This is a genomic window from Marinicauda salina (genome assembly GCF_003122085.1).
Classification (GTDB): Bacteria; Pseudomonadota; Alphaproteobacteria; order Caulobacterales; family Maricaulaceae; genus Maricicauda_A; species Maricicauda_A salina.
In genome coordinates this window covers 882,637-908,082 of record NZ_QEXV01000001.1, presented here as the reverse complement: position 1 = coordinate 908,082, position 25,446 = coordinate 882,637, and the positions used below count along the sequence as shown (strand labels likewise).

General features: G+C 70.0%; 26 protein-coding genes and 1 other RNA gene. 12 read left to right on the top strand and 15 right to left on the bottom strand.

What is annotated here, in order from left to right; translation table 11 throughout:
* Position 1 precedes the first annotated feature (1 nt).
* Positions 2-1,456: a DNA recombination protein RmuC gene (gene rmuC, locus DDZ18_RS04120; RefSeq protein ID WP_233245695.1), complete on the bottom strand. Its 1,455-nt coding sequence runs from the start codon at positions 1,454-1,456 to the stop codon at positions 2-4.
* Positions 1,457-1,575: 119 nt separating this feature from the next.
* Between rmuC and DDZ18_RS04115 the strand changes: the two genes are divergently transcribed.
* Positions 1,576-2,721, top strand: coding sequence for a PQQ-dependent sugar dehydrogenase (locus tag DDZ18_RS04115; protein ID WP_109252059.1), 1,146 nt, complete (start codon positions 1,576-1,578; stop codon positions 2,719-2,721).
* 77 nt (positions 2,722-2,798) lie between these two features.
* On the opposite strand, the gene DDZ18_RS04110 is transcribed toward DDZ18_RS04115, so the two are convergent.
* Complete coding sequence (locus DDZ18_RS04110; RefSeq protein ID WP_109252058.1) at positions 2,799-3,572, bottom strand: c-type cytochrome; 774 nt, start codon at positions 3,570-3,572, stop codon at positions 2,799-2,801.
* Positions 3,573-3,706: 134 nt separating this feature from the next.
* Positions 3,707-4,576: an NAD(+) diphosphatase gene (gene nudC / locus DDZ18_RS04105; protein WP_158272060.1), complete on the bottom strand. Its 870-nt coding sequence runs from the start codon at positions 4,574-4,576 to the stop codon at positions 3,707-3,709.
* 192 nt (positions 4,577-4,768) lie between these two features.
* Here nudC and DDZ18_RS04100 point away from each other — a divergent pair, with 192 nt between their 5' ends.
* The 8 genes from DDZ18_RS04100 (at position 4,769) to DDZ18_RS04065 (ending at position 11,006) form a co-directional block, all read left to right on the top strand.
* Positions 4,769-5,329 (top strand): carboxymuconolactone decarboxylase family protein, encoded by a 561-nt coding sequence (locus DDZ18_RS04100; protein WP_109252056.1) that lies wholly within the window; start codon positions 4,769-4,771, stop codon positions 5,327-5,329.
* Positions 5,330-5,555: 226 nt separating this feature from the next.
* Positions 5,556-6,071, top strand: a complete 516-nt coding sequence (locus DDZ18_RS04095) for a porin family protein (RefSeq protein WP_109252055.1) — start codon at positions 5,556-5,558, stop codon at positions 6,069-6,071.
* A 137-nt stretch (positions 6,072-6,208) separates the two neighbouring features.
* Positions 6,209-6,460, top strand: coding sequence for a hypothetical protein (locus DDZ18_RS04090; RefSeq protein WP_109252054.1), 252 nt, complete (start codon positions 6,209-6,211; stop codon positions 6,458-6,460).
* 66 nt (positions 6,461-6,526) lie between these two features.
* Positions 6,527-6,622: signal recognition particle sRNA small type (gene ffs, locus DDZ18_RS04085), an RNA gene on the top strand.
* Between the two features lie 51 nt (positions 6,623-6,673).
* Positions 6,674-8,455: a DNA polymerase III subunit gamma/tau gene (locus DDZ18_RS04080; protein ID WP_109252053.1), complete on the top strand. Its 1,782-nt coding sequence runs from the start codon at positions 6,674-6,676 to the stop codon at positions 8,453-8,455.
* Entirely contained in the window at positions 8,452-8,790 is a 339-nt protein-coding gene (locus tag DDZ18_RS04075) for a YbaB/EbfC family nucleoid-associated protein (RefSeq protein ID WP_109252052.1), read from the top strand. Before DDZ18_RS04080 ends, DDZ18_RS04075 begins: the two co-directional genes overlap by 4 nt.
* A 234-nt stretch (positions 8,791-9,024) precedes the next feature.
* Positions 9,025-9,624: a recombination mediator RecR gene (gene recR / locus DDZ18_RS04070; protein ID WP_109252051.1), complete on the top strand. Its 600-nt coding sequence runs from the start codon at positions 9,025-9,027 to the stop codon at positions 9,622-9,624.
* 374 nt (positions 9,625-9,998) lie between these two features.
* Positions 9,999-11,006 carry an alpha/beta hydrolase gene (locus tag DDZ18_RS04065; protein ID WP_109252050.1) on the top strand — a complete coding sequence of 336 codons (1,008 nt, stop codon included), beginning with the start codon at positions 9,999-10,001 and terminating at the stop codon, positions 11,004-11,006.
* Between the two features lie 170 nt (positions 11,007-11,176).
* Here DDZ18_RS04065 and DDZ18_RS04060 read toward each other — a convergent pair whose 3' ends face one another.
* Together DDZ18_RS04060 and DDZ18_RS04055 are read right to left on the bottom strand one after the other, a co-directional pair.
* Positions 11,177-11,947 carry a C40 family peptidase gene (locus DDZ18_RS04060; protein ID WP_109252049.1) on the bottom strand — a complete coding sequence of 257 codons (771 nt, stop codon included), beginning with the start codon at positions 11,945-11,947 and terminating at the stop codon, positions 11,177-11,179.
* Position 11,948: 1 nt separating this feature from the next.
* Entirely contained in the window at positions 11,949-13,322 is a 1,374-nt protein-coding gene (locus DDZ18_RS04055) for a leucyl aminopeptidase family protein (protein WP_109252048.1), read from the bottom strand.
* A 115-nt stretch (positions 13,323-13,437) separates the two neighbouring features.
* Here DDZ18_RS04055 and DDZ18_RS04050 point away from each other — a divergent pair, with 115 nt between their 5' ends.
* Positions 13,438-14,262, top strand: a complete 825-nt coding sequence (locus DDZ18_RS04050) for a tetratricopeptide repeat protein (RefSeq protein WP_109252047.1) — start codon at positions 13,438-13,440, stop codon at positions 14,260-14,262.
* Between the two features lie 16 nt (positions 14,263-14,278).
* Entirely contained in the window at positions 14,279-14,734 is a 456-nt protein-coding gene (locus tag DDZ18_RS04045; protein ID WP_233245694.1) for a YaiI/YqxD family protein, read from the top strand.
* 6 nt (positions 14,735-14,740) lie between these two features.
* On the opposite strand, the gene DDZ18_RS04040 is transcribed toward DDZ18_RS04045, so the two are convergent.
* The 10 genes from DDZ18_RS04040 to DDZ18_RS03995 all read right to left on the bottom strand — a co-directional run bounded on the left by DDZ18_RS04040 (position 14,741) and on the right by DDZ18_RS03995 (position 24,535).
* Positions 14,741-15,250: a hypothetical protein gene (locus DDZ18_RS04040; protein WP_109252045.1), complete on the bottom strand. Its 510-nt coding sequence runs from the start codon at positions 15,248-15,250 to the stop codon at positions 14,741-14,743.
* Between the two features lie 67 nt (positions 15,251-15,317).
* Positions 15,318-16,289, bottom strand: a complete 972-nt coding sequence (locus DDZ18_RS04035) for a type II secretion system F family protein (protein ID WP_408631531.1) — start codon at positions 16,287-16,289, stop codon at positions 15,318-15,320.
* Positions 16,290-16,308: 19 nt separating this feature from the next.
* Positions 16,309-17,301 (bottom strand): type II secretion system F family protein, encoded by a 993-nt coding sequence (locus DDZ18_RS04030; protein WP_109252044.1) that lies wholly within the window; start codon positions 17,299-17,301, stop codon positions 16,309-16,311.
* 2 nt (positions 17,302-17,303) lie between these two features.
* Complete coding sequence (locus DDZ18_RS04025) at positions 17,304-18,890, bottom strand: CpaF family protein (protein ID WP_109252043.1); 1,587 nt, start codon at positions 18,888-18,890, stop codon at positions 17,304-17,306.
* A gap of 24 nt (positions 18,891-18,914) precedes the next feature.
* Positions 18,915-20,540, bottom strand: a complete 1,626-nt coding sequence (locus DDZ18_RS04020; protein ID WP_109252042.1) for an AAA family ATPase — start codon at positions 20,538-20,540, stop codon at positions 18,915-18,917.
* A gap of 19 nt (positions 20,541-20,559) precedes the next feature.
* Complete coding sequence (locus DDZ18_RS04015) at positions 20,560-21,207, bottom strand: CpaD family pilus assembly protein (RefSeq protein ID WP_109252041.1); 648 nt, start codon at positions 21,205-21,207, stop codon at positions 20,560-20,562.
* Positions 21,208-21,211: 4 nt separating this feature from the next.
* On the bottom strand, positions 21,212-22,798 hold the full coding sequence (locus tag DDZ18_RS04010; RefSeq protein ID WP_109252040.1) for a type II and III secretion system protein family protein: 1,587 nt from the start codon (positions 22,796-22,798) through the stop codon (positions 21,212-21,214).
* Positions 22,799-22,800: 2 nt separating this feature from the next.
* Positions 22,801-23,619, bottom strand: coding sequence for a Flp pilus assembly protein CpaB (gene cpaB, locus DDZ18_RS04005; RefSeq protein WP_109252039.1), 819 nt, complete (start codon positions 23,617-23,619; stop codon positions 22,801-22,803).
* 103 nt (positions 23,620-23,722) lie between these two features.
* Positions 23,723-24,226, bottom strand: coding sequence for an A24 family peptidase (locus tag DDZ18_RS04000; protein WP_109252038.1), 504 nt, complete (start codon positions 24,224-24,226; stop codon positions 23,723-23,725).
* A 147-nt stretch (positions 24,227-24,373) separates the two neighbouring features.
* Positions 24,374-24,535, bottom strand: coding sequence for a Flp family type IVb pilin (locus DDZ18_RS03995; protein WP_109252037.1), 162 nt, complete (start codon positions 24,533-24,535; stop codon positions 24,374-24,376).
* A gap of 264 nt (positions 24,536-24,799) precedes the next feature.
* Here DDZ18_RS03995 and DDZ18_RS03990 point away from each other — a divergent pair, with 264 nt between their 5' ends.
* Positions 24,800-25,231 (top strand): pilus assembly protein N-terminal domain-containing protein, encoded by a 432-nt coding sequence (locus DDZ18_RS03990; RefSeq protein ID WP_109252036.1) that lies wholly within the window; start codon positions 24,800-24,802, stop codon positions 25,229-25,231.
* The last annotated feature ends 215 nt before the right edge of the window (positions 25,232-25,446 follow it).

Sequence of the window (25,446 nt, the reverse complement as noted above, 5' to 3'; positions counted from 1 at the left end):
TTCAAGTTTCCGACGCCTCGCCGGCGGTGAGCGCGGGGGCGGCCTCGCTGTCCTCCCCGGCCTCCGGGGCGGCCAGCCGGCGCGGCGTCTCGTCGACCGGGGCGGGCCCCTCGACGGTTTTCGCCTGGCCGTTCAGCTCGGCCATGCGGCGCGTATGGGGCAGCACGCGGCTTTCCAGCGAGCCCACGGCCTTGTTGTAGTTCGCCGTGGCGGTCTTCAGCCCGGAGCCCACGCGCTCCATGTGGCCGGCGAACACGCCGATGCGGTCGTGCAGCTCGGCGCCGATGGCGGCGATCTTCTCGGCGTTGTCCTCCAGCGCCTGCTGGCGCCAGCCGTAGGCCACCGCCTTGGCGAGCGCGAGCAGGGTCGCCGGCGTGGTGATGATGACATTGGCCTTGATCGCCTCGTCGAACAGGTTGGGGTCCTCCTCGACGGCGGCGGCATAGAAGCTCTCGCCGGGAATGAACAGGGCGACGAAGTCGATCGCGCCGTCGACGGCGGCGGCGTATTCCTTCTTCGAAAGCTGTTTCACATGGGTCTTCACCTGAGAGGCGTGGCGGCGCAGCGCCTCCTTGCGCGTGTCCTCGTCCGGCGCCTCGACGGCGTCGAGATAGGCCGTCAGCGCCACCTTGGAATCGATCACGAACCGGCCCTTGCCCGGCAGGCGCACGACGAAGTCGGGCCTGAGCGACGCGCCCTCGCTGTCGCGGGCCTGGTGCTGGGCCTCGTAGTCGATGTTCTTCGTCAGCCCCGCCAGCTCGAGAATGTTCTCCACCGTGCGCTCGCCCCACTGGCCGCGCGTGGTCGACTTGCGCTGCAGCGCGTTGACGAGCTTGGCGGTCTCGCGGTGCTGGGCGGCCAGGCCTTCGCTGAGCTGCTTGATCTGCTCGCCCATCGCGCTGGTGTGGGTGGTGCGCTCCTTCTCGATCGCCTCGACCTTGGTCTTGAACTCCTCCAGCCGCTCGCGGATCGGCGTGACGAGCTCCTTCATGCCGCCCTCGGCCTTTTCCTGCTGGGTCTTGAAGGTGGTCTGGGCCTGCTCGAGCAGCTTCTTCGTCGAGGCGTCCAGCGCTTCGCCGGCGAGCGCCTTGAACCGGTCCTGCATCTCCTGGGAGAGCTTAGTGAGCCGGTCGCGCTCTGCGGCGACGGCCTGTTCCCGTTCGCGCATGGCGGCCTCCAGCGAGGCGATCCTGCGCTCGGCGGCGTCGCGCTTCTCGCGCTCGTCGGCGAGTTCGGCCTTGAACTCGTCGGCCCGGGCGGCCTTCGCCTCCGCGGCAATGCGGGTCTCGGACGCCTCGCTCAGCCGGGCGCGCAGCCCGGCGGCCTCGCGCATTGATCGCCAGGCGATGACGGCGAGGATGGCCGCAGCGACGCCGCCACCGGCGCCGAAGACGATGAGCGCGAGATTGAACGGGTCCATGGACGGGCCTTCGACAGCGGAACTCAGCGTGAACATAGCGGATTCGCTCGCCGCGCGCGTCCCGCGCGCTGCGCTTTGCGCGATTCTCCCGGCGTTTCATTCGCGCGGTCGCGCGTTATGTTCACCGCCGAGTTCATCATCAATGGAGAAGCACGATGCTTCGCGGATCCGTCTCCCTCATCGCTCTGGCCTGCGCCGCGGCGCCGGCGCTCGCCCAGGAGCCCGTCGAGACCGAACAGGCGACGTTCGCCGTCGAGACCGTCGCCGAGGGCCTCGGCTTTCCCTGGTCGCTGGCCTTCCTGCCCGACGGCGGGATGCTGGTGACCGAGCGCGACGGCCGGCTGCGCGTCATCGAGGCCGACGGAACGCTGCGCGAGGATCCCGTCGCGGGCCTGCCCGACGACCTCGTCGTGGTGAACCAGGGCGGCCTGCTGGAGGTCGCGCTGCATCCGGAGTTCGCCGACAACCGGCTGGTCTATTTCAGCTACTCGGAAGGAACCGAGGACGCCAACCGCACCGCGCTCGCCCGCGGCCGGCTCAACGCCGACATGACCGCGCTCGAGAACGTCGAGGACATCTTCCACGTCAATTTCGACAAGCGCCGCGGGCTGCATTTCGGCGGGCGCATCCTGTTCGAGGATTCCGACACGCTGTTGCTCACCCTCGGCGAAGGCGGGATCTATACCGAGGAGGCGCAGAACCCGGAGAACCACCTGGGAACGGTCGTCCGTCTCAACGACGACGGCTCCATCCCCGAGGACAATCCCTTCGTCGGGCCTGACGGACGGGCCGACGAGATCTGGACCTGGGGCCATCGCAACGTGCAGGGGATCGACCGCAACCCCGCCACCGGCTCGGTCTGGACCCACGAGCACGGCGCGCGCGGCGGCGACGAGATCAACATCCTCGAGGCCGGCGCCAATTACGGCTGGCCGGAGGCCACCTACGGCATCAATTACGACGGCACGGTCATCACCGAGAACCGCGAACTCGAGGGCACGGCCCAGCCGATCTGGTACTGGAACCCCTCGATCGCGCCGGCCGGCATGGCCTTCTACACCGGCGAGGCGTTCGAGCACTGGAACGGCGACCTGTTCGTCGCCGCGCTCGCCGGCCAGCAGCTGCAGCGCCTCGAGGTGATCGACGACCGCGTGATCTCGGTCGAGCCGCTGCTCGAGGACATGCAGGCGCGCTTCCGCTATGTCCGCTCGGGCCCGGACGGCGCGGTCTACGTGCTCACCGACATGCCCGAGGGCCAGGTGCTGCGGCTCGTCCCCGCCGAGACCGAGGAAGACGAGTAGACGCGGAGACGCAACCGCTGAACAAAAAAGGGCGCGCCGGCCGGCGCGCCCTTTTCTCATGGATCCGAAGGTCCAGCCTATTCGGTCGGCTCGCCCTCGGCTTCGGCTTCGGCTTCGTCTTCCTCGGCCTCGGCCGGTGCGGCGCCGTCGCCTTGAGCCGCCTCTTCGCCCACAGCCTCGTCCTCGGCCGCAGCGGCCTCCGCCGCCTCGGTCGCATCTTCCATCGCCTCGCCGGCGTCGGCGGTCTCCGATTCGGCCTCGCCTTCGGCTTCGGCGGCTTCGGCGGGCTCCTCCTCGGGAAGCGGTTCGGGCAGCGGCTCGGGATCGTTCGACAGCGAGTGCAGGTAGGCGATCATGTTGATCCGGTCTTCCTGCTGGCGCAGGCCGGCGAAGCTCATCGCCGTGCCGGGCACATAGCCGCGCGGATTCTCAAGATAGTCGTAGAGGTTCCGGAACATCCACTCCGTGCCGCCCTCGGCGTATTCCTGCATGGCGTTGGAGTAGTTGAAGCCGTCCATCCCGGCGACGGCGCGCCCGACGACGTCCCAGAGATTGGGGCCGGTGCCGTTGGCGCCGCCTTCCTCGAAGGTGTGGCAGGCCGCGCAGCGGCGCGCGACGCGCTCGCCGGCCGACACGTCGGCGCTGGCCAGCAGGGCGCCGAGATCGAGCGGGCCCTCCTCTTCCTCCTCCTCGGCCTCGCCGCCTTCCAGGGCGGCGAGATCGATCGGATAGGCCGGCTCTTCCGGCGCTTCGGCGTGAAACAGGCCTTCGCTGAGCGTCCTGAGCGCCAGAATCACCAGCAGGATCGCAAGCACGGCCCCCGCGACTTTGTTGAAGAAAAGATCGCCCATCGACGACGTCCTCTCGCGCTTGTCCGAAATCGCGGCCGTGTTTGGCACGGCCCGCGCGAACTGGCAACCGCTCCGCTCCGGGACGGACATAGCGCGACGCCGCCCATGATGCGCGCGTCAGGTCGTCGCGGGGTTCACGTCTCGCCGTCGAGCCAGCGCTGCAGCAGATGCCACGAGATCGAGAAGTTCGGCGGCGCCCAACGCCCGATCGTCGAATCATGGAGCGCGCGCGCCTCGTCGCGGGTGAACCAGCGCGCATCCTCGAGATCGTCGTCGGGGCGGACCTCGCCCTCCTCGATCTCGGCCAGCAGCCCGATCATCAAAGAAGAGGGAAACGGCCAGGGCTGGCTCGCCACGTAGCGCGCGGAGACGACCGGCCGGCCGATCTCCTCCATCACCTCGCGCGCGCACGCCTCCTCGATGGTCTCGCCGGGCTCCATGAAGCCGGCCAGCGTGGCGAACATGCCCTCGGGCCAGTTCGCCTGCCGGCCCATGACGCAGCGATCGCCGGCGTAGGGCAGCATGATCACGGACGCGTCGACGCGCGGGAAATGCTCCATGCCGCAGCCCGGGCATTCGAGCTTGAGCCCGCCCTCGGCCGGGGCGTTCTCCGCGGCGCAATTCGAGCAGTAGCGCCGCCGGCCCCGCCAGGCGAGGATCGACCGGGCCCGGCCGATGAGGCAGGCGAAATCCGGCTCGGCCTTCATCGCCGCGCCGCGGAAATTCGCCCGCGCGCCGTGCGCGTCTGGCTCGATCGCGGCGGCGAACCACGGCGTTTCGCCGATGACGCCGAGAAAGACCAGGCCAACTGCGTCGAGCGCATACTCTTCGGCGTTGTCCGGGTGAAGGATCAGCGGATCGCCGTTGGCGTCGAGGGCGAGATCGCCCTTCTCGAACAGGATGGTGCGGGCGGAGGGATCGCGCCGGCGCGCGGCGATCCAGTCGGGATCGGTCCGCTTGAGGCCGGCGTGGTCGAGCGGCGAGGCGGTGAAGGTCAGAGGCATGGGCGCGTCATAGCCCGGCGAGCCCTCGGGTGGCCAGCGCCGCAATCGCCATCGCGGTTCCGTGAATGCGTGTGAACGGCGAGCGCCTTTCGTCGCCGGCGGCCGACGCCCACCTGACGGCGCGTCGGCCGGAGAGCCGGCCCGATGGGCGGCGCGGCTGCGCCGCCAACGCAACGAGACGGAGCCCTGTCCATGACCGAATTCCGCATCCATGACGAAACGACCGCGCCCGAGTCCGCCCGGCCGATCCTCGAGACGGCGAAGGCCAATTACGGCTTCCTGCCCAACCTGCTGGGCGAACTGGCCGAGAGCCCGGCGGCGCTCGAAGCCTACACCACGCTGAACGCCATCATGGCGAAGACGGATCTCAGCCCGGCCGAACAGCAGATCGTGCTGCTCACGGTCAGCTTCGAGAACCGCTGCGAGTATTGCGTCTCGGCGCACACCGCGATCGCCGGCCAGACCGATCTCGGCGACGACGCCATCGAGGCGATCCGCGCCGGCAAGCCCCTGGCCGACTCCCGCCAGGAGGCGCTGGCGGCCTTCACCCGCCAGGTCGTGCGCGAGCGCGGCTGGGTCGAGGACGCCGACGTGAAGGCCTTTCTCGACGCCGGCTTCACGAAGGCCAACGTGCTCGACGTCATTGTCGGCGTCGGCATGAAGACGCTGTCCAACTACGCCAACCACATCGCGGAGACGCCGCTCGACGACGCCTTCGCGCCGGTGGCGTGGCGCGCCGACGAGGCGGCGTAGCCGCCGCATTGACGCCGCGTCAGGGATTTGGGCCGGCGCGCCGCAATCCCGCCGCGGCGCGGACGCAATGCGTATCCCGCCAGCCACAGCGCGCGCGCATGCTGCAGACAGCATGGATCATGCCGCTTGCGCGCGCGTTTCCCGTCCCCGAACTGGACTTCCGGGCGGGAACAGCCCGACGGCCGCTCCGAGCGGTCGAACGAGAAAGCAAGAAAAGGTCGAAACGATGAAAACCCTCCTCCTCTCCACCGCCGCCGCGGTTCTCGCCGCGGCCGGCGCACACGCCCAGGACGCCGGCCAGTTCCACGTCGGCGGCGGCTACACCTGGCTCGACGCCGACGAGGTCGAGCTCGACACGCTCAACCTGCGCGGCGGCTACGACTTCACGCCCTATCTCGGCGTCGAAGGCGAAGTCCTCGTCGGCCTCGGCGACGAATCCGTCACCGTGGGCTCGGTGACCGGCGACGTCTCGCTCGATTACGGGCTGGGCGCGTTCGCCAAGGCGCAGTTCCCGGTGAACGAGCAGTTCTCGGTCTTCGGCCGGCTCGGCTACGCCTACTGGGAGGCCGAGGCCTCCGTCGGCGGCGTCACGCTGAGCGAAGAGGAAGACGGCGTCGCCTACGGCGTCGGCGGCGAGTGGGCCTTCGCCGGCCCGAACGCCGTGCGCGTCGACTACACGCGCTACGACTTCGACAACGCCGAGACCGACGCATTCGGCGTCAGCTACGTGCGCCGGTTCTAGGACCCCGGATCCGTCCGACCGGACGTCGAGACGAACCCCCGCGCCCGCCGGCGCGGGGGTTTTTCGTCGGCGTGATGCTTGACGCTTTCGCCCGAATGTATGCAAATGCGAATTAGTCGCATTTCAGGAGACGAGTCGTGAAAGCCAGCGTCATCCCCTATGCGTCGCCCGCGGGGCGCGCCAGCGGAACCGGTTTCGAACACCTGCAACGCGTTTCATCGCGCTGCGACACGCCCTCGACGGAGGCCGCCGCGCGCGACTGGCTCGCCCGCCAGAAACGCGTGATCGAGGGCTGGCGCGACGCGCTCGTCGCCGACCTCTGCGACGCCCGCCTGATCGCCGCCCTCGACCAGCACGCCCATTTCCTGCGCCAGCTCGACGACATCTGAACGCGGACGCTCCGCGTTCAGCCCGCGGCTTGCGTTCGCCCGGTCGGAACGCGATATTGGATAAAGGAAGGCCGGCGGCGGACGAGCCCCTCGCCAACCCGGTCAGGTCCGGAAGGAAGCAGCCGTAACGAGTTCGGCTCGGGTCGTCGTCCGGTCTTCCGCCGTCTTCCCAGACAATTCGCCAGACGCGCCGGGAAGGGCTCTCCTCGATCCATGGACGACAGCTTCGACGAGCCGCGCGGCGCCGATGACGCCCCGGAGGGGCCCGGCCCCGACGATGTCGCGCTGCCCGGCATGGAGCCCGAGCCCGCCGAGGAGACCTACCAGGTCCTCGCGCGCAAGTACCGCCCCCAGACGTTCGACGACCTGATCGGCCAGGAGCCGATGGTGCGCACGCTGACCAACGCGTTCGCCGCGGGTCGGATCGCCCACGCCTACATGCTCACCGGCGTGCGCGGGGTCGGCAAGACGACGACGGCGCGCCTGATCGCGCGCGCGCTCAACTACGAGACCGACGCCGTCGACGCGCCGCGAATCGATCTCGACCCGCCGGGCCGGCACTGCGCGGCGATCGCGAAGTCCGCCCATGTCGACGTGATGGAGATGGATGCGGCCAGCCGCACCGGCGTCGGCGATATCCGCGAGATCCTCGAGGGCGTGCGCTACGCGCCCGTCAGCGCGCGCTACAAGGTCTACATCATCGACGAGGTCCACATGCTGTCGGCCTCGGCGTTCAACGCGCTGCTGAAGACGCTCGAGGAGCCGCCGCCGCACGTGAAGTTCATCTTCGCGACGACCGAGATCCGCAAGGTGCCGGTGACCGTGCTGTCGCGCTGCCAGCGCTTCGATCTCAAGCGCGTCGACCGCGACGTGCTGACCGACCATCTCGCGAAGATCTGCAAGAAGGAGAACGCCGAGGTCGAGCGCGAGGGGCTCGTCTCGATCGCCCGCGCCGCCGAAGGCTCGGTGCGCGACGCGCTGTCCCTGCTCGACCAGGCGATCGTCCAGGCCGAGACCGACGGGCCGGTCACCGCCGCCCAGGTCCGCGACATGCTCGGGCTGGCCGACCGCTCGCGCGTGCTCGACCTGCTCGCCGCCGCGCTCGAGGGCCGGGCGAAGGACGCGCTCTCCGAGCTGCGCGACCAATACGACGCGGGCGCCGATCAGCAGGTGCTGATGCGCGACCTGCTCGACTATCTCCACGCCATGAGCCGTCTGAAGGCCGCCGGCGACGAGGCCGACCTGGCCGAGGCCGCCGAGACTGTCGAGCGCCTGCGCGGGCTGGCGGACGCCCAGTCGCTCGCCGGGCTGACGCGGCTGTGGAAGACCGCTCTCACCGGTCTCGAAGACGTGCGCGCCGCGCCCGATCCGGTCGCCGCCGCGGAGATGGCGGTGATCCGCCTGATGGCCGCCGCCGGCCTGCCCTCGCCCGAGGACGCCGCCCGCGTGCTGGCCGGCCAGCCGACCGCCGAGGGCTCGGCGCAGGGCGCGCCGGCGCGCGAAGCCGCCTCCGCCCCGCCGCCCGTGCGCGCCGAGGCCGCGCCGCAGCCGGAACCCGCATCCGAGCCCGCCCCCGACGGCCCGACCGATCTCGACCAGCTCGTCGCGCTGATCGACGAGGCGCGCGATCTCGATCTCAAGCTCGATGTCGAGCGCTATGTCCGCCCGGTCTCGATGAAGGCCGGCAAGCTCGTCTTCGAGGCCGGCGACGGCGCGCCGACCAATCTCGGCGGCCGGCTGGCGGCCTTCCTGCAGGAGAGCACCGGCGCGCGCTGGCTCGTCGACGGCTCGGCCGACGCCCGCGGCGGCGAGACCATCGCCGAGCGCCGCGAGCGCGAGCGCCGCGAACAGTTCGAACAGGCCGCCCGCGACCCGGCGATCGTCGAGGCGATGACGCTGTTTCCCGGCGCGGAGATCATCGCCGTCGAGGACCCCGAACAAAACGACGCGGCGCCGGCCGAGGCCGACCCCGCCAGACAGGAGAACGCCCGATGAAGGATCTCGGCGGCCTGATGAAGCAGGCCCAGGAAATGCAGAAGAAGATCTCCGAAGCCCAGGAACGCCTCGACGACATCGAGGTCACCGGCGAGGCCGGCGCCGGGCTGGTGAAGATCGTCATGACCGCCAAGGGCGAAGCCAAGGACATCACGATCGACAAGTCCGCGATCGATCCCGAGGAGCCGGAAATCCTCGAGGACCTGGTCAAGGCCGCGCTCAACGACGCCAAGCGCAAGTCCGAGGACGCCCAGAAGAAGGTGATGTCCGAAGCCACCGGCGGCATGGGCCTGCCGCCCGGCATCGACTTTCCCTTCGGCAAGATGGGGAATTAGCGGGGCGGCGCGCGGTCGGGGCAAGTCTCGACCTGTCATCCCGACCGACCGAAGGGAGAGCCGGGACCTACCGGAAACGCGAACAGAGGTCGGGATGCGTTCAACGTAGATCCCGGATCTCGCCGAGAATGTCGGCTCGTCCGGGATGACATGCTGCGGGACCCTGAAACCCCGCTTCGCGCGTCGCCCCGGCTCGGCTAGCCTCGCGGGGATTCGCCGAGGAAAGCGCGCCCCATGTCCGCCGCCGGTCCGGAAATCGAACGCCTCATCCAGCTCTTGGCCAAGCTGCCCGGGCTCGGCCCGCGCTCGGCCCGGCGCGCCGCGCTGCATCTTCTGAAGAAGCGCGAGGCGCTGATGGAGCCGCTCGCCGAGGCGCTCGGCGAGGCCGCCGCCAAGATCACGCCGTGCTCGGACTGCGGCAATCTCGACGTCGCCGATCCCTGCGCGATCTGCCGGGCGACGAACCGCGATCCCAAGGTCATCTGCGTCGTCGAGACGGTCGGCGATCTCTGGGCGCTCGAGCGCGCCGGCGCCTATCGCGGCCGCTATCACGTGCTCGGCGGGGTGCTGTCCGCCCTCGACGGGGTCGGCCCCGACCAGCTCAACGTGGGCAAACTCGTCGAGCGCGCCGGCCGCGAGGAGACGACCGAGATCATCCTCGCGCTCAACGCCACCGTCGACGGCCAGACCACGGCCCACTTCATCGCCGACAAGCTCGCCGACGCCGGCGTCAACGTCACCTCGCTCGCCCGCGGCGTGCCGGTCGGCGGCGAACTCGACTATCTCGACGACGGCACGCTCGCCGCCGCGTTCCGGAGCCGGCGGCCGGCGTAACGTTCGGTTTCCGAGCCCAACCCTCATCCTGAGGCGCCCGATCCCCTGCCCCTTCGAGGCTCCCCCGGATCAAGTCCGGGGTCGCACCTCAGGGTGAGGGGATCGGGCCTCGAAAGCCTGCCCCGGACTTGATCCGGGGGATGGGAGGGCGCCGCCCCCTCCCCTTGAGGGGAGGGCCGGGGTGGGGTGAAGTGGCGCCTGAAACCCCGGCCGACCGGAGGGAGAGCCGGGGCCTGTTCGAGATCGATCGCCGGGAGATCCCGGAGCGCGCCTGCGGCGCGTCCGGAATTTCACCGCCCCCACCCCGACCCTCCCCCGCAAGCGGGGGAGGGAGACAACGCCTCCGCAAACCCTTCCCACCCGAAGGAGCCTTCATGACCGCCCGCCACGACCACCCGAAAGGCGCGCTCACCCGCATCGAGATCGACTCCAACGCCGTCGCCGGCAACCTGCTGGGCGACTCCCCGCGCCGGGCCGTCGACGTCTATGTCCCCGCCGGCCATGACGGCGCGGGCCTGCCGCTCCTGATCGATCTGGCCGGCTTCACCGGCTCCGGGCTCGGCCGCACGGCGTGGAAGAATTTCGGCGAGAACGTCCCCGAGCGCCTCGACCGGCTGATCGGCGACGGGGCAATGCCGCCGGTCGTCGTCGCCTTTCCCGACGGCTTCACGCGGCTGGGCGGCAACCAGTACATCAACAGCCCCGTCTTCGGCGACTGGACGGATTTCCTCGCCGACGAGCTGGCGCCGGAGATCGAGTCGCGCTTCGCCTGCGGCGGCGAAGGCAAGCGCGGGCTCTACGGCAAGAGCTCGGGCGGCTACGGCGCGCTGGTCAACGCCATGCTGCGCCCCGAGACCTGGGCGGCGGCGGGGTGCATGAGCGGCGACGCCGGCTTCGACGTCGCCCATGGAAGCGATTTCCCCAAGGCGCTGCGCGCGCTCGACAGGGCCGGCGGGGTCGAGGCGTTCATCGCCGGTTTCGAGGCAGCGCCCAAGCCGAAGGGCGAGGACATCCATGTCCTGATGATCCTCGCCATGGCGGCGAGCTACGATCCCGATCCCGACAGCTATCTGGGAATCCGCCTGCCGGTGACGCCCGACACCTGCGAACGCATTCCCGACCGCTGGGCGAACTGGATGGCCTGGGATCCCGCCGAGATGGTCAGGACACGCGGCGAGGCGCTCAAGGGCCTGAAGGCGCTCCATATCGAGTGCGGCGACCGCGACCAGTACGACCTGCTCTACGGCCAGCGGCGCATCCACAAGCGCCTCGAAGACCTCGGCGTTCCCCATCGCTACGAGGAGTTTCCCGACGACCATTCGAGCCTCGACTACCGGCTCGACCGGGTGCTGCCCTTCCTGGCGGAGGGGTTGGCGGGGTAGCGGCGTTCAGCTCGCGCACCTTGCTTGTCATCCCGGGCGAGCCGGCCCTGCCGGCGAGATCCGGGACCTACGTTGAACGCTCCCCGACATCCGTTCGCGAGTCCGGTAGGTCCCGGCTCTCCGCGCTTCGCGCTCCGGCCGGGATGACAACGAAGGCGGATACGAAACCCCTACGCCATCCGGTAGATGCCGCTGATCGGGGCGTGGTGGTGGGCGATGCGTTTCGCCGCCGTGGCCAGCGGCTCGATGCGCGTGGCCATGTGGTGGGCGTTGGCGTGCAGCAGCCGCGTGGAGTCGGTCATGATCCCGACATGGCCGGGCCAGAAGACGAGATCGCCGCGCATCAGGCCGGTCAGCCGCTCGGTGACGGGCACCGGACTCCAGCGCGCCTTCGCCCAGGCCTCCTGGTCGCCGCTGTCGCGGGGACACGCCACGCCGGCGGCCTCGAGCGCGGTCTGGACCAGCCCCGAGCAATCGAGCCCGACGCTCTCCTTGCCGCCCCAGAGATAGGGCGCGTAGACGAAGCGCTCGGCCACGGCGACGTAATCGCGCTCGGTCGCGCCGAGCGCGGCGAGATGGCCCTCGAACACCCAGCCCAGCCGCTGGGCCTCGACGAAGCGGCCCTCGCGCCGGCCCGCCGAGATCTTGCCGTTGAGCGAGACCAGGGCGCGCGGCGCGCTCTTGAGATCCGGCTCGGAGAAGACATAGGTCCGCAGCGCCGAGACCCGGTGGGTGGGGATGAGCGCGGGCGCGGACAACGCGTCCATCGGGGCCCAGCCCTCATAGCCGTCGAGACGCGCGGCGCCGTGCGCCCAGCCGTTCTCCTCGCGATCGACCTCGAAGATCTCGCCGGCGAGCATCTGGGTGTCGAGCGGCGCGTCGGGTTCGGGCCGGCGGCGCAGCGGGGCGACGCCGGCGGTGACTTGATATTCCTCGGCCATGTCAGTCCCCGTAGCGCGTCGCGAGCCAGTGGTACAGGGCCCGGGCGCCGCACATCTCGCCGCCCTTGGGCCGGCCGGGCCGGGCCTTCGGGTTCCAGGCGTAGATGTCCCAGTGCATCCAGGCGCGCGCATCGGACACGAAGCGTCTGAGGAAGAGCGCGGCGGTGACCGAGCCGGCCATCTTGCCCGAGCCGGTGTTGGAGAGATCGGAGATCTCGCCGTCGAGCTGCTCGTCGTAGCCGTCCCAGAGCGGCATGCGCCAGGCGGGATCGTCGACGGCGGCCGAGGCCTCCATCACCGCGCCGGCGACGGCGTCGTCGCCCGTGTAGAAGGGCGCGACCTCGGGGCCGAGCGCGACGCGCGCCGCGCCGGTGAGCGTGGCCATGTCGATAAGCAGATCGGGATCGAGCTCGCAGGCCCTGGCGATGGCGTCGGCCAGCACCAGCCGGCCCTCGGCGTCGGTGTTGCCGATCTCGACGGTGAGCCCCTTGCGGGATTTCAGGATGTCGCCGGGCCGGAAGGCGTTTCCGGCGATGGCGTTCTCGACGGCCGGGACCAGCACGTGCAGCCGCACGGGCAGCTTCGCGTCCATGATCATCGAGGCCAGGCCCAGCACGTTGGCGGCCCCGCCCATGTCCTTCTTCATCAGGAGCATCCCCTCGGCGCCCTTGATGTCGAGCCCGCCGGAATCGAAGCACACGCCCTTGCCGACCAGCGCCAGGCGGGGGTGCTCGGGATCGCCCCATTCCAGCTCGAGCAGGCGCGGCGCGTCGGCCGAGGCCCGCCCGACGGCGTGAATCATCGGGTAGTTCTCGGTCAGCAGGTCCTCGCCGCGGATCACGGACACCGTCGCGCCGTGCGGCTCGGCCAGCCCGCGCACGGCCGCCTCGAGCTCGCTGGGCAGCATGTCGCCGGCGGGCGTGTTGACGAGATCGCGGGTCAGGAAGGCGCCGCGGACGATCCGCTCGGCTTCGGCCCGGTCGGCGGTTTCGGGCGGAACCAGGCGCGCCGGCGCGCGGTCCGCCTGGCGATAGCGCGTGAACTGGTAGCCGCCCAGCGCGAAGGCGACGGCGATCTGGGTGGGGTCCCACGCCTCGGGCGCGGCCTCCAGCGTCCAGTCGCCCTCGGCGAGGCTCAACGCCGCGCCGGCGATGTCGAACGGGCTCCGCGCCGGCCCGGCACCGATCAGCGCGTTGGGGGCGTCTCCGCTTTCCGGCAGGGCGACGACCTCGCTGGGGCCCGCCTTGAATCCGGCGGCGCGGGCGTGGTCGGCGGCGTCGGACGGCAGCGTCACCAGCGCGGCGTCTAGGTCCTCTGCGGGAACGACGCGGGCGCGTCGCGCCCCGGCGTCGTCGGCGGCGAACAGGTCGGTCATCGTCTCGTCTGTCTCGCTAGGGCTGTCGGGCCCGGGTCTTCATCAGGAAGCGTTAACGGCTTCTTGACCGAGGCCCGGCAGGGTGACGTCGGAATTTCACGTCGAGAGGTAGACCATGCGCGCGCGTCTGTCCGCAACCACGCTGGCCGCGGCTTTTGCCCTCAGCGCCTGCGCCACGTCCGGCGAGCTCGCCCCCACCGAACAGGAAGAAGCCCTCGCTGCGGAACTCGAAAGCCGGTCCATCGTGCCCGCCACCGAGGCCGAGCGCGAGGCGATCGGCAACCAGGACCTGCTCACCCAGGCCGCCTTCTGGGCGGAAGCCCACCAGCTCAATCCCGGCGATCTCGAAGCCGCCGTCCAGCTCTCCACGGTTCTCAGAAAACTCGGCAACACCGAACGCGCCCGGGAGGTCGCCCGCCAGGGTCTGGCGCTCTACCCCGACGACGCCGACCTGCTGGCGAGCTACGGCATGGCGCTCACCGCTCTGGGCCAAGGCCAGCAGGCGATCGAGCCGCTGAGCCGGGCGCTCAACGAGCGCGGCGAGGACTGGCGCCTCGTCAACGCGCTCGGCGTGGCGCTGGAGCAGGCCGGCCGCTCGGAGGCCGCGCGCACCCGCTTCAACCAGGCCCGCGGCCTGGCGCCGGGCGAGCCCGCCATCCTGAGCAATCTCGCCCTGTCCCACGCGCTGGCCGGCGAACCCGAGGAAGCCGAACGGCTCCTGCGCACGGCCGCCGACAGCGATCGCGCGACCCCGCAGGTGCGCCAGAACCTCGCCCTCGTGCTGGCGCTGCAGGGCCGCTTCGACGAAGCCGAGGAGATGGCCCTGGTCGACACCACGCCGGAGATGGCCGAGGCCAATCTCGACTATGTGCGTTCGATGCTGTCGACCCCGCGCCGCTGGGACGCGCTCGCCGAGGGGGCGGAGTCCGAACAGCCGTGACGCCGCCCGCCGCGCCGTGACCGTCTATGTCGACGCCGACGCCTGTCCGGTGAAGGACGAGATCATCCGCGTGGCCGAGCGCCACCGGACCGAGATCAAGCTCGTCACCGACGGCGGGCTGATGCGCCCGCGCAGCCCGTGGGCCGAGCTCGTCATCGTGCCCGAGGGCCCCGACGCCGCCGACGACTGGATCGCCGAACGAATCGGGCCGGGCGATATCTGCGTCACCGCCGACATCCCGCTGGCCGATCGCTGCGTGAAGGCCGGCGCGCGGGCGATCGACCATCGCGGCGAAGCCTTCACCGCCGAATCGATCGGCGCGAAGCTCGCCACCCGCAACCTGATGACGGATCTTCGAAGCGCCGGACAAATGGACGCCGCCGGCGGCGGGCGCGCCTTCTCGTCGCGCGACCGCTCGGATTTCCTGCAGGGTCTTGAGCGGCTCTTCCAGGAGATCCGCCGCGGGCGGTGAACCCGCCTAGAACGGATCGTCCTCGTCGGCCTCGGGCGGGACGCTCATCGGCGGCGGAGCCGCCTCGGCGTGGGCTTCGGTCTTCTTGAGCGGAAAGCGCGTCTTGAGCTCGCTCGAGACCAGGGTGTGGTCGAAGCGGAAATTCTCCGCATGCGCGCGCAGTTCCGCGGGCGGCTTGCCGTCCTTGGACGCCTCGATGGCGCGATAGAGCGCGAACAGGCGGAGATAGCCCTTGTCGTCCTTGCCGAGGCTGGTGTCGTCCAGGCTGGCGACGATCTCCACCAGCTTGGCCAGGCCGGGCTTGCGCTTGCCGTCGGCGAGATCGGCGAGCGCGGAGGCGAGCGCCAGCTTCCAGCCGATATCGGCGAAGGCGACCTTCTTGGGCGCGCTCCGCAGCGCCTTGCGGGCGGCGTCCGGGTCGTCGGCGGCCAGCGCGTCCAGCGCGGCTTCGGCGGCCCTTCCCGCCTCCTCGGTCTCCACGCGGCGGCGCTCCGCCAGCTTGCCCAGGCCGAACATCGAACGGACTTCCTCCCTCAGCGTGCGAACCGCACGCGGGGCACGTTAGCCCGACGCGGCGGCCGCGTCACAGACTTTGGTAATTGATGATCGCCGGTCCGAGAATGACCACGAACAGCACGGGCAGGAAGAACACGATCATCGGCACGGTGAGCTTGGCCGGCAGCGCGGCGGCCTTCTTCTCGGCCGCCGACATGCGCATGTCGCGGTTCTCCTTGGCCATGACGCGCAGCGCCTGGCCGAGCGGGGTGCCGTAGCGTTCGGCCTGGACGAGCGCGGTCGCGACCGCCTTCACGCCGGGATGCGCGGTGCGGTGGGCGAGGTTCTCGTAGGCCTGCCGGCGGTCCTGCAGATAGGCCAGCTCGGCGGTCGTCAGCGACAGCTCCTCGGCGAGCTCGATCGAGTTCGAGCCGACCTCGGAGGCGACCTTCTGGAAGGCCGCCTCGATCGACATGCCCGATTCCACGCAGATCAGCAGCAGGTCGAGCGAGTCGGGGAAGGCCTGCATGATCGAGTCGCGGCGCTTCATCGCCTTGTTGTGCAGGTAGATGCCCGGCGCGTAGTAGCCCAGCACCGCCAGCGCCATCGCGACGGTGAGCTTCTGCATGCCCGCCAGGCCGAAGCCGTTGATGCCGTAGAGATAGGCCATGCCCAGCCCGAACAGCACGATCGGCGCGGCGAAGCGCGCGAAATAGAACGCGAAGACCGGGGTCTGGCCGCGCAGGCCCGCCTGGGCGAGCTTCGACTTGAGGTTCGGATCCTCGAGCAGCTTCTGCAGGTTCCAGCCCTCGACGATCTTGCGGAACACATTGCGATCGTCCTGGGTGCGCAGCGTGCTGCTCTTGCCGGCCTTGAGCGCCTCGCGGGACTTGCGGCGCAGCTCCTCGCGCCGGCTGGCGACCTGCTTGAGGCGCTTGCCGTAGACATCGCCGCCCATCGCCGGCGCCGAAAGCGTCACCACGGTCGCGAACACCAGCACGGCGGCGATGATCGCGAACAGATTGCCCGGCGTCGTGATCCATTCGGCGAATTGCAGGATGTCGCCCAAGTCCGCCCCCTCAGTGCTTGAAGTTGATCATGCCGCGCATCATCAGGATGCCGAAGCCCATCCAGATGGCGCCGCCCATCAGCATCATCTGGCCCAGCGGATGCGTGAACATCAGGCTCATGTAGTCCGGCGACATCACAGACACGATCCCGAGCACGCCCGGCGGCAGCGCGCCGATGATGAGCGCGGAGGCCTTCGCCTCCGAGGACAGCGCGCCGATCTTCTCGCGCATCATCTTGCGCGCGCGCAGGACGGTGGAGAGGTTCTGCAGCGCCTCGGCGAGGTTGCCGCCGGACTTCGACTGGATGACCAGAACGATCGCGAAGAAGTTCACCTCCGGCAGCGGCATGCGCTCCTTCAGCCGGCGCATGCCCTCGGTGGTCTCGACGCCCATGCCGATGCCCTCGACGAGGGTGGCGAACTCGGACTTCACCGGCTCGGGCGCCTCGTTGGCGATGATCTTGAGGCACTCGTTGAGCGGCAGGCCCGACTTCACGCCGCGCACGATGATGTCGAGCGCGTCGGCGAAGCTCGCGGAGAATTTCTTCTGCCGGCTGCTGCGCATGAAGCCAAGGATCCAGCGCGGCAGGCCGAACGCCGCCGTCGCGGTGAACGCGATCGCGATCAGCGGATGCTGACCGGTCAGGAAGGTCAGCAGGCCGGCGACGAGCCCCGCGCCGCCCGAAAGCATCCAGAAATGGATCGGCTTCCAGTCCAGGCCCGCCTGCTCGATGCGCGCGCGCAGGGTGAGCGTCTTCTTGCGCTCGCGCTTCTGGCGCTCCTCGAGCTCCTTGATGGAGTCCTGGATCTGGCGCCGGCGCGCGGCCGTCTGGTCCTGGCCGCCCTTGCGCTTGCTCGCCTTGACGGCCTCGCCGCCGGCGGCGCGGCTGATCCGCTTCGCCTGGCGCTTGCTCGGCCCCCCGGCGGTCAGCGCGAAGCCCGCGCCGGCCACCGCGATGAACGCCGAGATCGCGGCGAGGATGAATGTGACATCCGGCCCCATGCTCAGGCCTCCGACGCGTCGAGGGCTTCGGCGAGCTCGGCCTCGCGGCCGAAGTAGCGCGCGCGATCCCAGAACTTGGGACGCGCGATGCCCGTCGAGGCGTGCCGGCCGCTGATATTGCCGAGCTCGTCCTCGCCGGTGATCTCGTAGATGAACAGGTCCTGGGTGACGATCACGTCGCCCTCCATGCCCAGCACCTCGCTGATCTGGGTGATCTTGCGCGAGCCGTCGCGCAGGCGGGCGGCCTGGACGATGACGTCGATCGAACCGGCGATCATCTCGCGGATGGTCTTGGTCGGCAGATTGTAGCCGCCCATCGTGATCATCGACTCGATCCGCGACAGCGCCTCGCGCGGCGAGTTGGCGTGCAGCGTGCCCATCGAGCCGTCATGGCCGGTGTTCATCGCCTGCAGGAGATCGAACGCCTCCGGGCCGCGCACCTCGCCGACGATGATGCGCTCGGGACGCATGCGCAGGCAGTTCTTGACCAGGTCGCGCATGGTCACCTGGCCCTGCCCCTCCAGGTTCGGCGGGCGGGTCTCGAGGCGCACGACGTGCGGCTGCTGCAGCTGCAGTTCGGCGGCGTCCTCGCAGGTGATGATGCGCTCCTCCTCGCCGATGAAGGCGGTGAGGCAGTTGAGCAGGGTCGTCTTGCCCGAACCGGTGCCTCCGGAGATCAGCACGTTGCATCGGCTGGCGCCGATGATCTCGAGCACCTTGGCGCCCTCCGGCGTGATCGAGCCGTACTGCACCAGGTCCTGCATCCGGAGCTTGTCTTTCTTGAATTTCCGGATGGTCAGCGTCGGGCCGTCCAGCGCCAGCGGCGGCGCGATGACGTTCACGCGCGAGCCGTCGGCGAGACGGGCGTCGCAGATCGGGCTGGCTTCGTCGACGCGGCGGCCGACCTGCGAGACGATCCGCTGACAGATATTCATCAGCTGGCCGTTGTCGCGGAAGCGGATATTGGTCTTCTTCACGCGTCCGCCGACCTCGATGAAGACGTCGCCGGCGCCGTTGACCATGATGTCGGCGATGTCGTCGCGCGCCAGCAGCGGCTCGAGCGGACCGTAGCCCAGGACGTCGTTGCAGATGTCCTGGAGCAGCTGCTCCTGCTCGGCGATCGACATCGCGACGTTCTTGATCGAGATGATCTCGGTGACGATGTCGCGGATCTCGTCGGCGGCGGTCTGGTGATCCAGACGCGACAGCTGCGACAGGTCGATCGTGTCGATCAGCGCGTTGAAGATGGTCGTCTTGACCGCGTAGTACTCCGCCGAGCGCTCCGCGCCGACGATCTCCGTGGTCTCGCCGCCCGAGGCCGCCGCCTTCGCCGCGGGCTTGGATTTGGGCTTGGACGCCGGCTTGGGCTTGGCTTCCGGCGCAGGTCCCGGCGCGGCCGCGCCGTTGGCGGCGGCCTCGCCGTTCGGCTTGGCCGGCTTGGCCGGCTTGGCCGGCTCGGCGGGCTCGACCGCTTCGGGGCGCGGCTTGGCGGCCGGCGCCTTCCTGGTCTCCGGCGACTTCGGCGCGGCGGCCTTGTCGCCGAAGCCCGACGTCCGCGCGGCCGCTGATGGCGTGCGTTTTCCGAACATGAGCGTCGCCTAGCCTTCCTCGCCTCAGCCCTTCCCGAAGAGGGACTTGAACAGGCCGCGGGAGCGGGACTTGCCCCCCGCGTTGGTGGTCCGGCCGCTGATCAGCCCCGCCAGGTGGGCGAACCCTTCGGCGGCCTTCGACTTCTCCTCGACCTCGGAGATCATCTGCCCGTTATTGGCCGCCTTGCCAAACAGCTGCGGCTCGAAGGGCAGCACCAGCGACGGCGAGGCGCCGAGGGCGTCGGCGAAATCCTTCAGCGGGATGTCGGGCCGCTTCGGGCAGCCGGCCATGTTCACGACCACCTTGGGCGGCTCGTCGTTGGGCCGGTGCTGGCGTACGAGATCGAACAGGTTCTTCGCGTTGCGCAGGCACGCCAGATCCGGCGTCACCGTGACCACGACCTGGTCGGACGAGAGCAGCACGCTGCGGATCCACGGATTCCAGGCGTGCGGCAGGTCGAGCGTGACGAACGGCGCCTGGCGACGCACGGTCTCCAGGACGGTGTCGTAGGCGTCCGGGGAGAAGTCCCATTCGCTCTCGAGCGTGGCCGGCGCCGAGAACAGGCTCAGCCGGTCGGTGCAGCGCACGAGCAGGCGATCGAGCAGCGCCTCGTCGAGCCGGTCGGGCTCGTTGAGCGCTTCCGAGATCGTCTGCGCGGGATCCTGGTTGAAGTCGAGTCCGGCCGTGCCGAACGACAGGTCCAGGTCCACGAGCACGGTGTCGACGCTGTGGCCCTCGCTCATGCACCAGGAGGCGTTGTGGGCGACCGTCGACGAACCGACGCCGCCCTTGGCGCCGATGAAGGCCACGGTCTTGCCCGCGAACGGCGCCTCGGGATCGAGGAACAGCTCGGAGATCGTGCGGATCAGGTGCAGCGGCGTCAGCGGCGGCACGAGGTATTCGCTCACGCCGCGGCGGATCAGCTCGCGATACAGCGTCACGTCGTTGGCCGCGCCGACGATGATGACCTTGGTGTCGGCGTCGCAGACGGCGGCCAGCTCGTCGAGCTGCTCGAACAGGGCGCGGCCGCGCATGCCGGTCTCGACGATCAGCAGGTTCGGCGTGGACTCGTCGTGGAAGCGCTCGATCGCGCCCGACAGGCCGCCGAGCTCCACGGTGACGTGCGCCTTCGCCAGGCGCCGGTCGGAGCCGGCGTTGTGGATCAGCGCGCCCGTCTCGGGGCTCTCGCAGAAGGCGTGGATCGTGATCCGCGGCACCGGCTGATGGAAGCCGGCCTCCTCGTCGGTGAGGTCGACCGGGGTCTCCGCCACGGTCAGCCGCGTCTCGGCGCCGGCCGGCGCCGTCTCCGGCGCGGCCTCGTCGGCGGCGTCGCCGAACTCATCGAGATCGATCTCGACGGCGTCGACATTGGCCTCGGCCAAGCGGGCGCCGAAGGGGCGATCCCCCTCGGTCCCGGCGTCCGGCGTCTCGGTCTCGCCGAGGATGCGTCGCTCCACCGATTCCGGGTCAAGCGGCGCGTCCTCCTCCTCGAAGGAAGCATCCACATCGAGCGCGTCATCCGCCTCGAGCGCGTCTTCCCCCTCGTACGCGTCCTCGACTTCGAGACCGTCCTCGACGGTCGCGTCGGTTTCGACGAACTCGTCGCTCGGAGCGAACTCGTCGTCATCGAAGGCGTTGGCTTGGCTCATTGGTCTTCCCTGCCTTCCTCTAGTCCACGACCTCGCTCACCGCACCGCTTTCGTCTTCGGTGCGGGTCGAGGCGGTCGGCTGGCCGGCGCGATAGCGCTCCAGCACGGTGTGACGGCGCGCGACGTCCGGATCGGCCATCGTGCGCGCGGTCATGAGATCGCGCGGATCGGCCACGGTCGCGGCCAGATTGCGCGCGGTCGCGCAGCCGAAGCGCGGCCAGGCCTCGCCCGGCGTCGCGTTGCGCAGATCGGTCCATCCGCCTTGGCACTCCGGCGGAACGGCCCGATAGCGGGTGAACGAGAAGATCACCGGGGCCTCGCTGCGGCCGGAGGCGTCATAGGCGCCGCCGGAGATCGCGCGCCAGTCGAGGCCGTGCTCGTAGAGCTGCGTGCGCACCTCGGCGATGGCGCCAATCGCGGCGTCGGCGTTGCCGGCGTCCTGCGGATAGGAGATCACGAGCGGTCCGTGGCCGCGCGCCTTGTACTCGGCGGCGACGGCGCTCACGAGTTCGAGCTGGCTCCAGGTCAGGCCGTTGTCGGCCGGGCTCACCGGCATCTCGAGACGCACGGTCTCCTCGACGGCCTCGGCGCGCGGAAGCTCTCGCGGCGCGCCCGTGGCGCAGGCGGCCAGGCCCAGCATGCTCAGTACGGCGAATGCGCGGATCATGGCGTTACTCCAGGCTGAAGCCGAGGGGACCGAGCCAGCCGCGGTCGTCGGGCCGGGCGCCCGGCGCGGCGTAGACGCGGTTGAGACGGCCGAGCAGCAGGTTGGCGGTCGTGGTGGCTCCGGCGAGGCCCTCGCCGGGGCTCGACAGGTCGTCCGGATCGGCCGGGTCGACCAGGTAGGGCGTGACCATCACGACCAGCTCGGTCTCGTTGTTGGCGAAGTCGCGCGAGCGGAACAGCGAGCCCAGCACGGGCAGGCGCTCCACGCCGGGCACGGAGTCCAGCGCCTGGCGCGTCTCCTCCTGGATCAGGCCGGCGATGACCAGGCTGCCGCCCGAAGGCAGTTCCACGGTCGTCTCGGCGCGGTTCACCGTCAGCGCGGGAATGGTGAGCCCGGCCACGGTGCCGATCTGGTTGCCGTCCTCGTCGACGACGGGGTCGCTGCCCAGAGACAGCGCGCCGTCATTGGACAGCTCCGACACCTCGGTCGAGATGCGCAGCGAGATCCGGCCCTCCGACAGCACGACGGGGGTGAAGCCCAGCCCGACGCCGAACGGCTTGAACTCGACGGTGATGTTGCCGTCGCGATCGCGGCCCACCGGCACGGGGAACTCGCCGCCGGCGAGGAAGTTCGCCGCCTCGCCGGAGATCGCGGTGAGGTTCGGTTCCGCCAGCGTGCGCACCAGCCCCACGCGCTCGAGCGCGTTCAGGGTCGCGCCCAGCGAGCTCTGCAGCACGCCGTCGACCAGGTTCTGGGTCGAGACGCCCGCCGTCAGGCCGCCGAGCGCGGCGCCGGCGACGCCGAAGCCGTTATCCGTGCCGAACGTGGTGCCGCTCTGGTAGCGGCCCGGCTGGATGACGTTGAAGATCGGCGAGCCGTTGGAGTCGACCAGCGGCGCGCCGGCGTCGTCGGTCGCCTGAACGCGGGTCGGCGCGTCAAAGTCGCCGAAGCGGTGCTCGCCGGACAGGTTGACGCCCAGCTGGCGCACGATGTTGCGCTCCATCTCGACGACGCGGACCTTGAGCATGACCTGCTCGCGCCCCTCGACGGCGAGGAAGCTCACGACCTGCTCGGGATCGTCCGCCCAGCGGCGGGCGACCTGCAGCGCGGTGTCGGCGGCCGACGCCGAAGGCACCGAGCCGGAGAGCACAATGTTGGAGTTCATCGACTCCGCCGTCACGCGCCCGTCGGGCACGAAGCGGCGCAGCGCATCCTGGAGCCCGTCCATGTCGCGCTCGATGCGGACGTCGAGATCCAGGATCAGCGCGCCGGTGGAGTCGAAGAAGAAGACATTGGTCCGGCCGACGCCCTGGCCGAGGATGATGGCCCGGCGCGGCGTGCGCACGATCGCGTCGGCGACGCCGGGATTGGCCACCATCACGTCGGCGGCGTCGATCGGCAGGTGCACCACCGCGGCCTGGCCGAGCGGCAGCGGCAGCCGTTCGGAGACCGGCCCCTCGCCGGGCTGGCGGATATGGATCTGCATCGTGTTGGCGCGTTCGGTGCCGTCGCCGATCAGCGCCTGGCCGAGGGCCGGCGCGGCGGTCGCCAGCAGGGCGACGCACGCCGCGAGACTACGCAAGACGGTCATGATCAGCCTCCCGATCCCAGCGCGACGCGCTGTTCCTGGCCATAGCGGAAGACGCGCACGACGCGATTGTTCGCGGACGTCTCGGTGCGAACCGGCTCGACGGTCTCGTCCTCGCCATCGGAGAGGCGCGGACCGCCGGCGCGGTCGGCGACGCTGCGCAGCGCGAGCGAGATGTCGCCGGCGGCGACGGCCTGGGCGACAGCCTGGGCCTGGCCGGGGGTGAGCTCGAGCGTCGCGGTCGATCCGACGACGGTCTCGCCGTCGGTCTCCGAATAGGTTTGGTCGATCGCGAGCACGCGCACGTTCTCCACCAGCGTCTCGGCGCGCACGCCGGACTGGGTGGATCCGGTGACGATCACGTCGACGCGGTCATTGGGAAGGATGAAGCCGCCCGCGCCGGTCCGCGCCGAGGTCGGCACGGCGACTCCGCGCATGCCCGGAGACAGGACGGCGGACATGAAGCCGGCGTCGCCCGGCTGGACGAGCTTGCGGTCGTTGACCGGTTCGCCCTGGGCCAGCGCGACGCGCGCCACGGCGCCCGTGAAGCGCTGCGACGCCTCCGGATCGGTCTGATCGGTCACGAAGTTCGGCGCGAGCGCGTCTTCCGGCCAGTCCTGCCAGTAAATGTCGGCCGGAGCGATGCGTTCGCCGACGGCGATGTCGCGGCGTGCGGCGAGCACGCGCGCGGTCGGCGCCTGGCGTTCGACGGTCTGCCGGCCGGCGTCGGCCGGCTCGGCGTTCATCGTGCCGCGGACGAAGAAGGCCGCGGCGACCGCGGCGAGCGCGGCGACGGCGAGAATGATGAGACGGGCGATGTTCATGGCGGTTCCCGATCGATAGGCCCAAGCCTGGATTTCGCTGCTATTGAAGGGCGAAAAACCTCAAAGGCGCGTTAATGCTCAGATATCTCTTCTTCGCCTTGTCTTAGACGCCCGCAGCAGCAGCGAGCGGACCGGCCGGAATCGTCATCAGCGCCCCGGCGGCGATCGCCACCGCGTAGGGCGCGGGCGCGCCCTGGGCGAGCGGGGTGCCGGCGACGCGCTCGGGCGGCAGCCTGAGCGCCGGCGCGGCTGCGCGCAGGCCGACGAGCGCCAGCGCGAGCACGCCTCCCGCCGCGCAGGCCAGCAGGACGAAGCCGAAGACGTCGGGCCAGCCGAACCAGAGCGCGCCGGCGGCGAGCAGCTTGGCGTCGCCGCCGCCGAGAAAGCCCGGCGCCCACAGCGCCATGCCGGCGGCGAGCGCGGCGAACCCGATGAGCAGATGCGCGCCGGCGTCGGCCCAGCCGAGATCAGCGCCGATCGCGGCGGCCGGCCAGAGCGCGATCAGCGCGCCGACGATCCAGTTGGGAATGGTGTAGCCGCGCACGTCGGTGATCGCGGCGAGGATCATGAGAAACGCGAAGGCGAGAATGGCGGCTTGAGCGAGCATGCTCCGGCTCCTTCGGGCTGACGTCGCCCGAGGATGCCCCGATCATGTTTAAGAAGAGGTGCAGCCCGCCCCGGAATCAGCGAAGGCCGCCCCTTTCGGAGCGGCCTCGCCTGCAAGTCGGTCTGACTTGTCGTCGTCGCGCGTCTCTTAGAGAGAGTTGGCGACGTTGCTGAACGTGCCCGAGAGATTGCCGCCGAGCGTGGTGAGCGCGGCGATGATGCCGACCGCGATCAGGGCGGCGATCAGACCATACTCGATGGCCGTGGCGCCGGACTCGTCCTTGATGAAGCGCGAAACCAGATTTTTCATCTTCCAACTCCTTTGCATCGAAGGCCCAGGAGCCAAGTCCGTCCCGACCTGTCCTGAACACGCGATCATCAAACCGCAGGAAGCTTTCGTCGACGTAAAAAAACGTGCTTTATTTTCTGTAAATGCGCATTCTCTGTTCTATGGTGAATACTTGGTAAATCGCGGAACGGGTCGCCGCCTCAATCCAGATCGCATTTAGACTTCCTTCATACGCGCGCGTGTACACATGGGCGCACGCACGCCGACTCTGAGGGAGTCCGAAACATGATCCGCGCCGTTCTCGCCGCCGTGTTCCTGGTCGCCGCCGCGACGCCCGCCTTCGCCCGGGCCGTCGACGTGCCGGCCGACCACACCACGATCGTCCGCCTGCCGTCCGCCGCCTCGGCGCTGGTGGTGGGCAATCCCGACATCGCCGACGCCACGCTGTACGACTCGAGCACGGTGTTCCTCACCGGCAAGGCGTATGGCCGCACCAACCTGGTCGCGCTCAACGAGGCCGGCGAGGTGATCTACACCTCCGATCTCGTCGTGACGCAGAGCGGGCGCGGCATGGTCCAGGTGTTCCGCAACACCGAGCGTGAAAGCTATGCCTGCGCGCCGGAGTGCGAGGCCGCGCCGCGGGTCGGCGACAGCGGCGAGTATTTCGGCCAGGTGAGCGGCCAGCAGGACGCCTCGGCGCCGTCGGGCGGTCAGTAGCTGGCCGGCGGCCGCCTGCGGCCCGACGCTTTCCATGATGAGTTCGTGCGAACGACCCGGCCGTCGGCCGGGTCGTTCTTGCGTTCATGCACCCGCCGCAAAGACGGACGACCCTGCGCTATAGGTCTGCTCTGTCAGATATATAAAAACTACAAATTATGACTATGGAGCCTCCGTGTTAGCCTGCCGGTTATTGGATATCGGCGCGGCCGCGC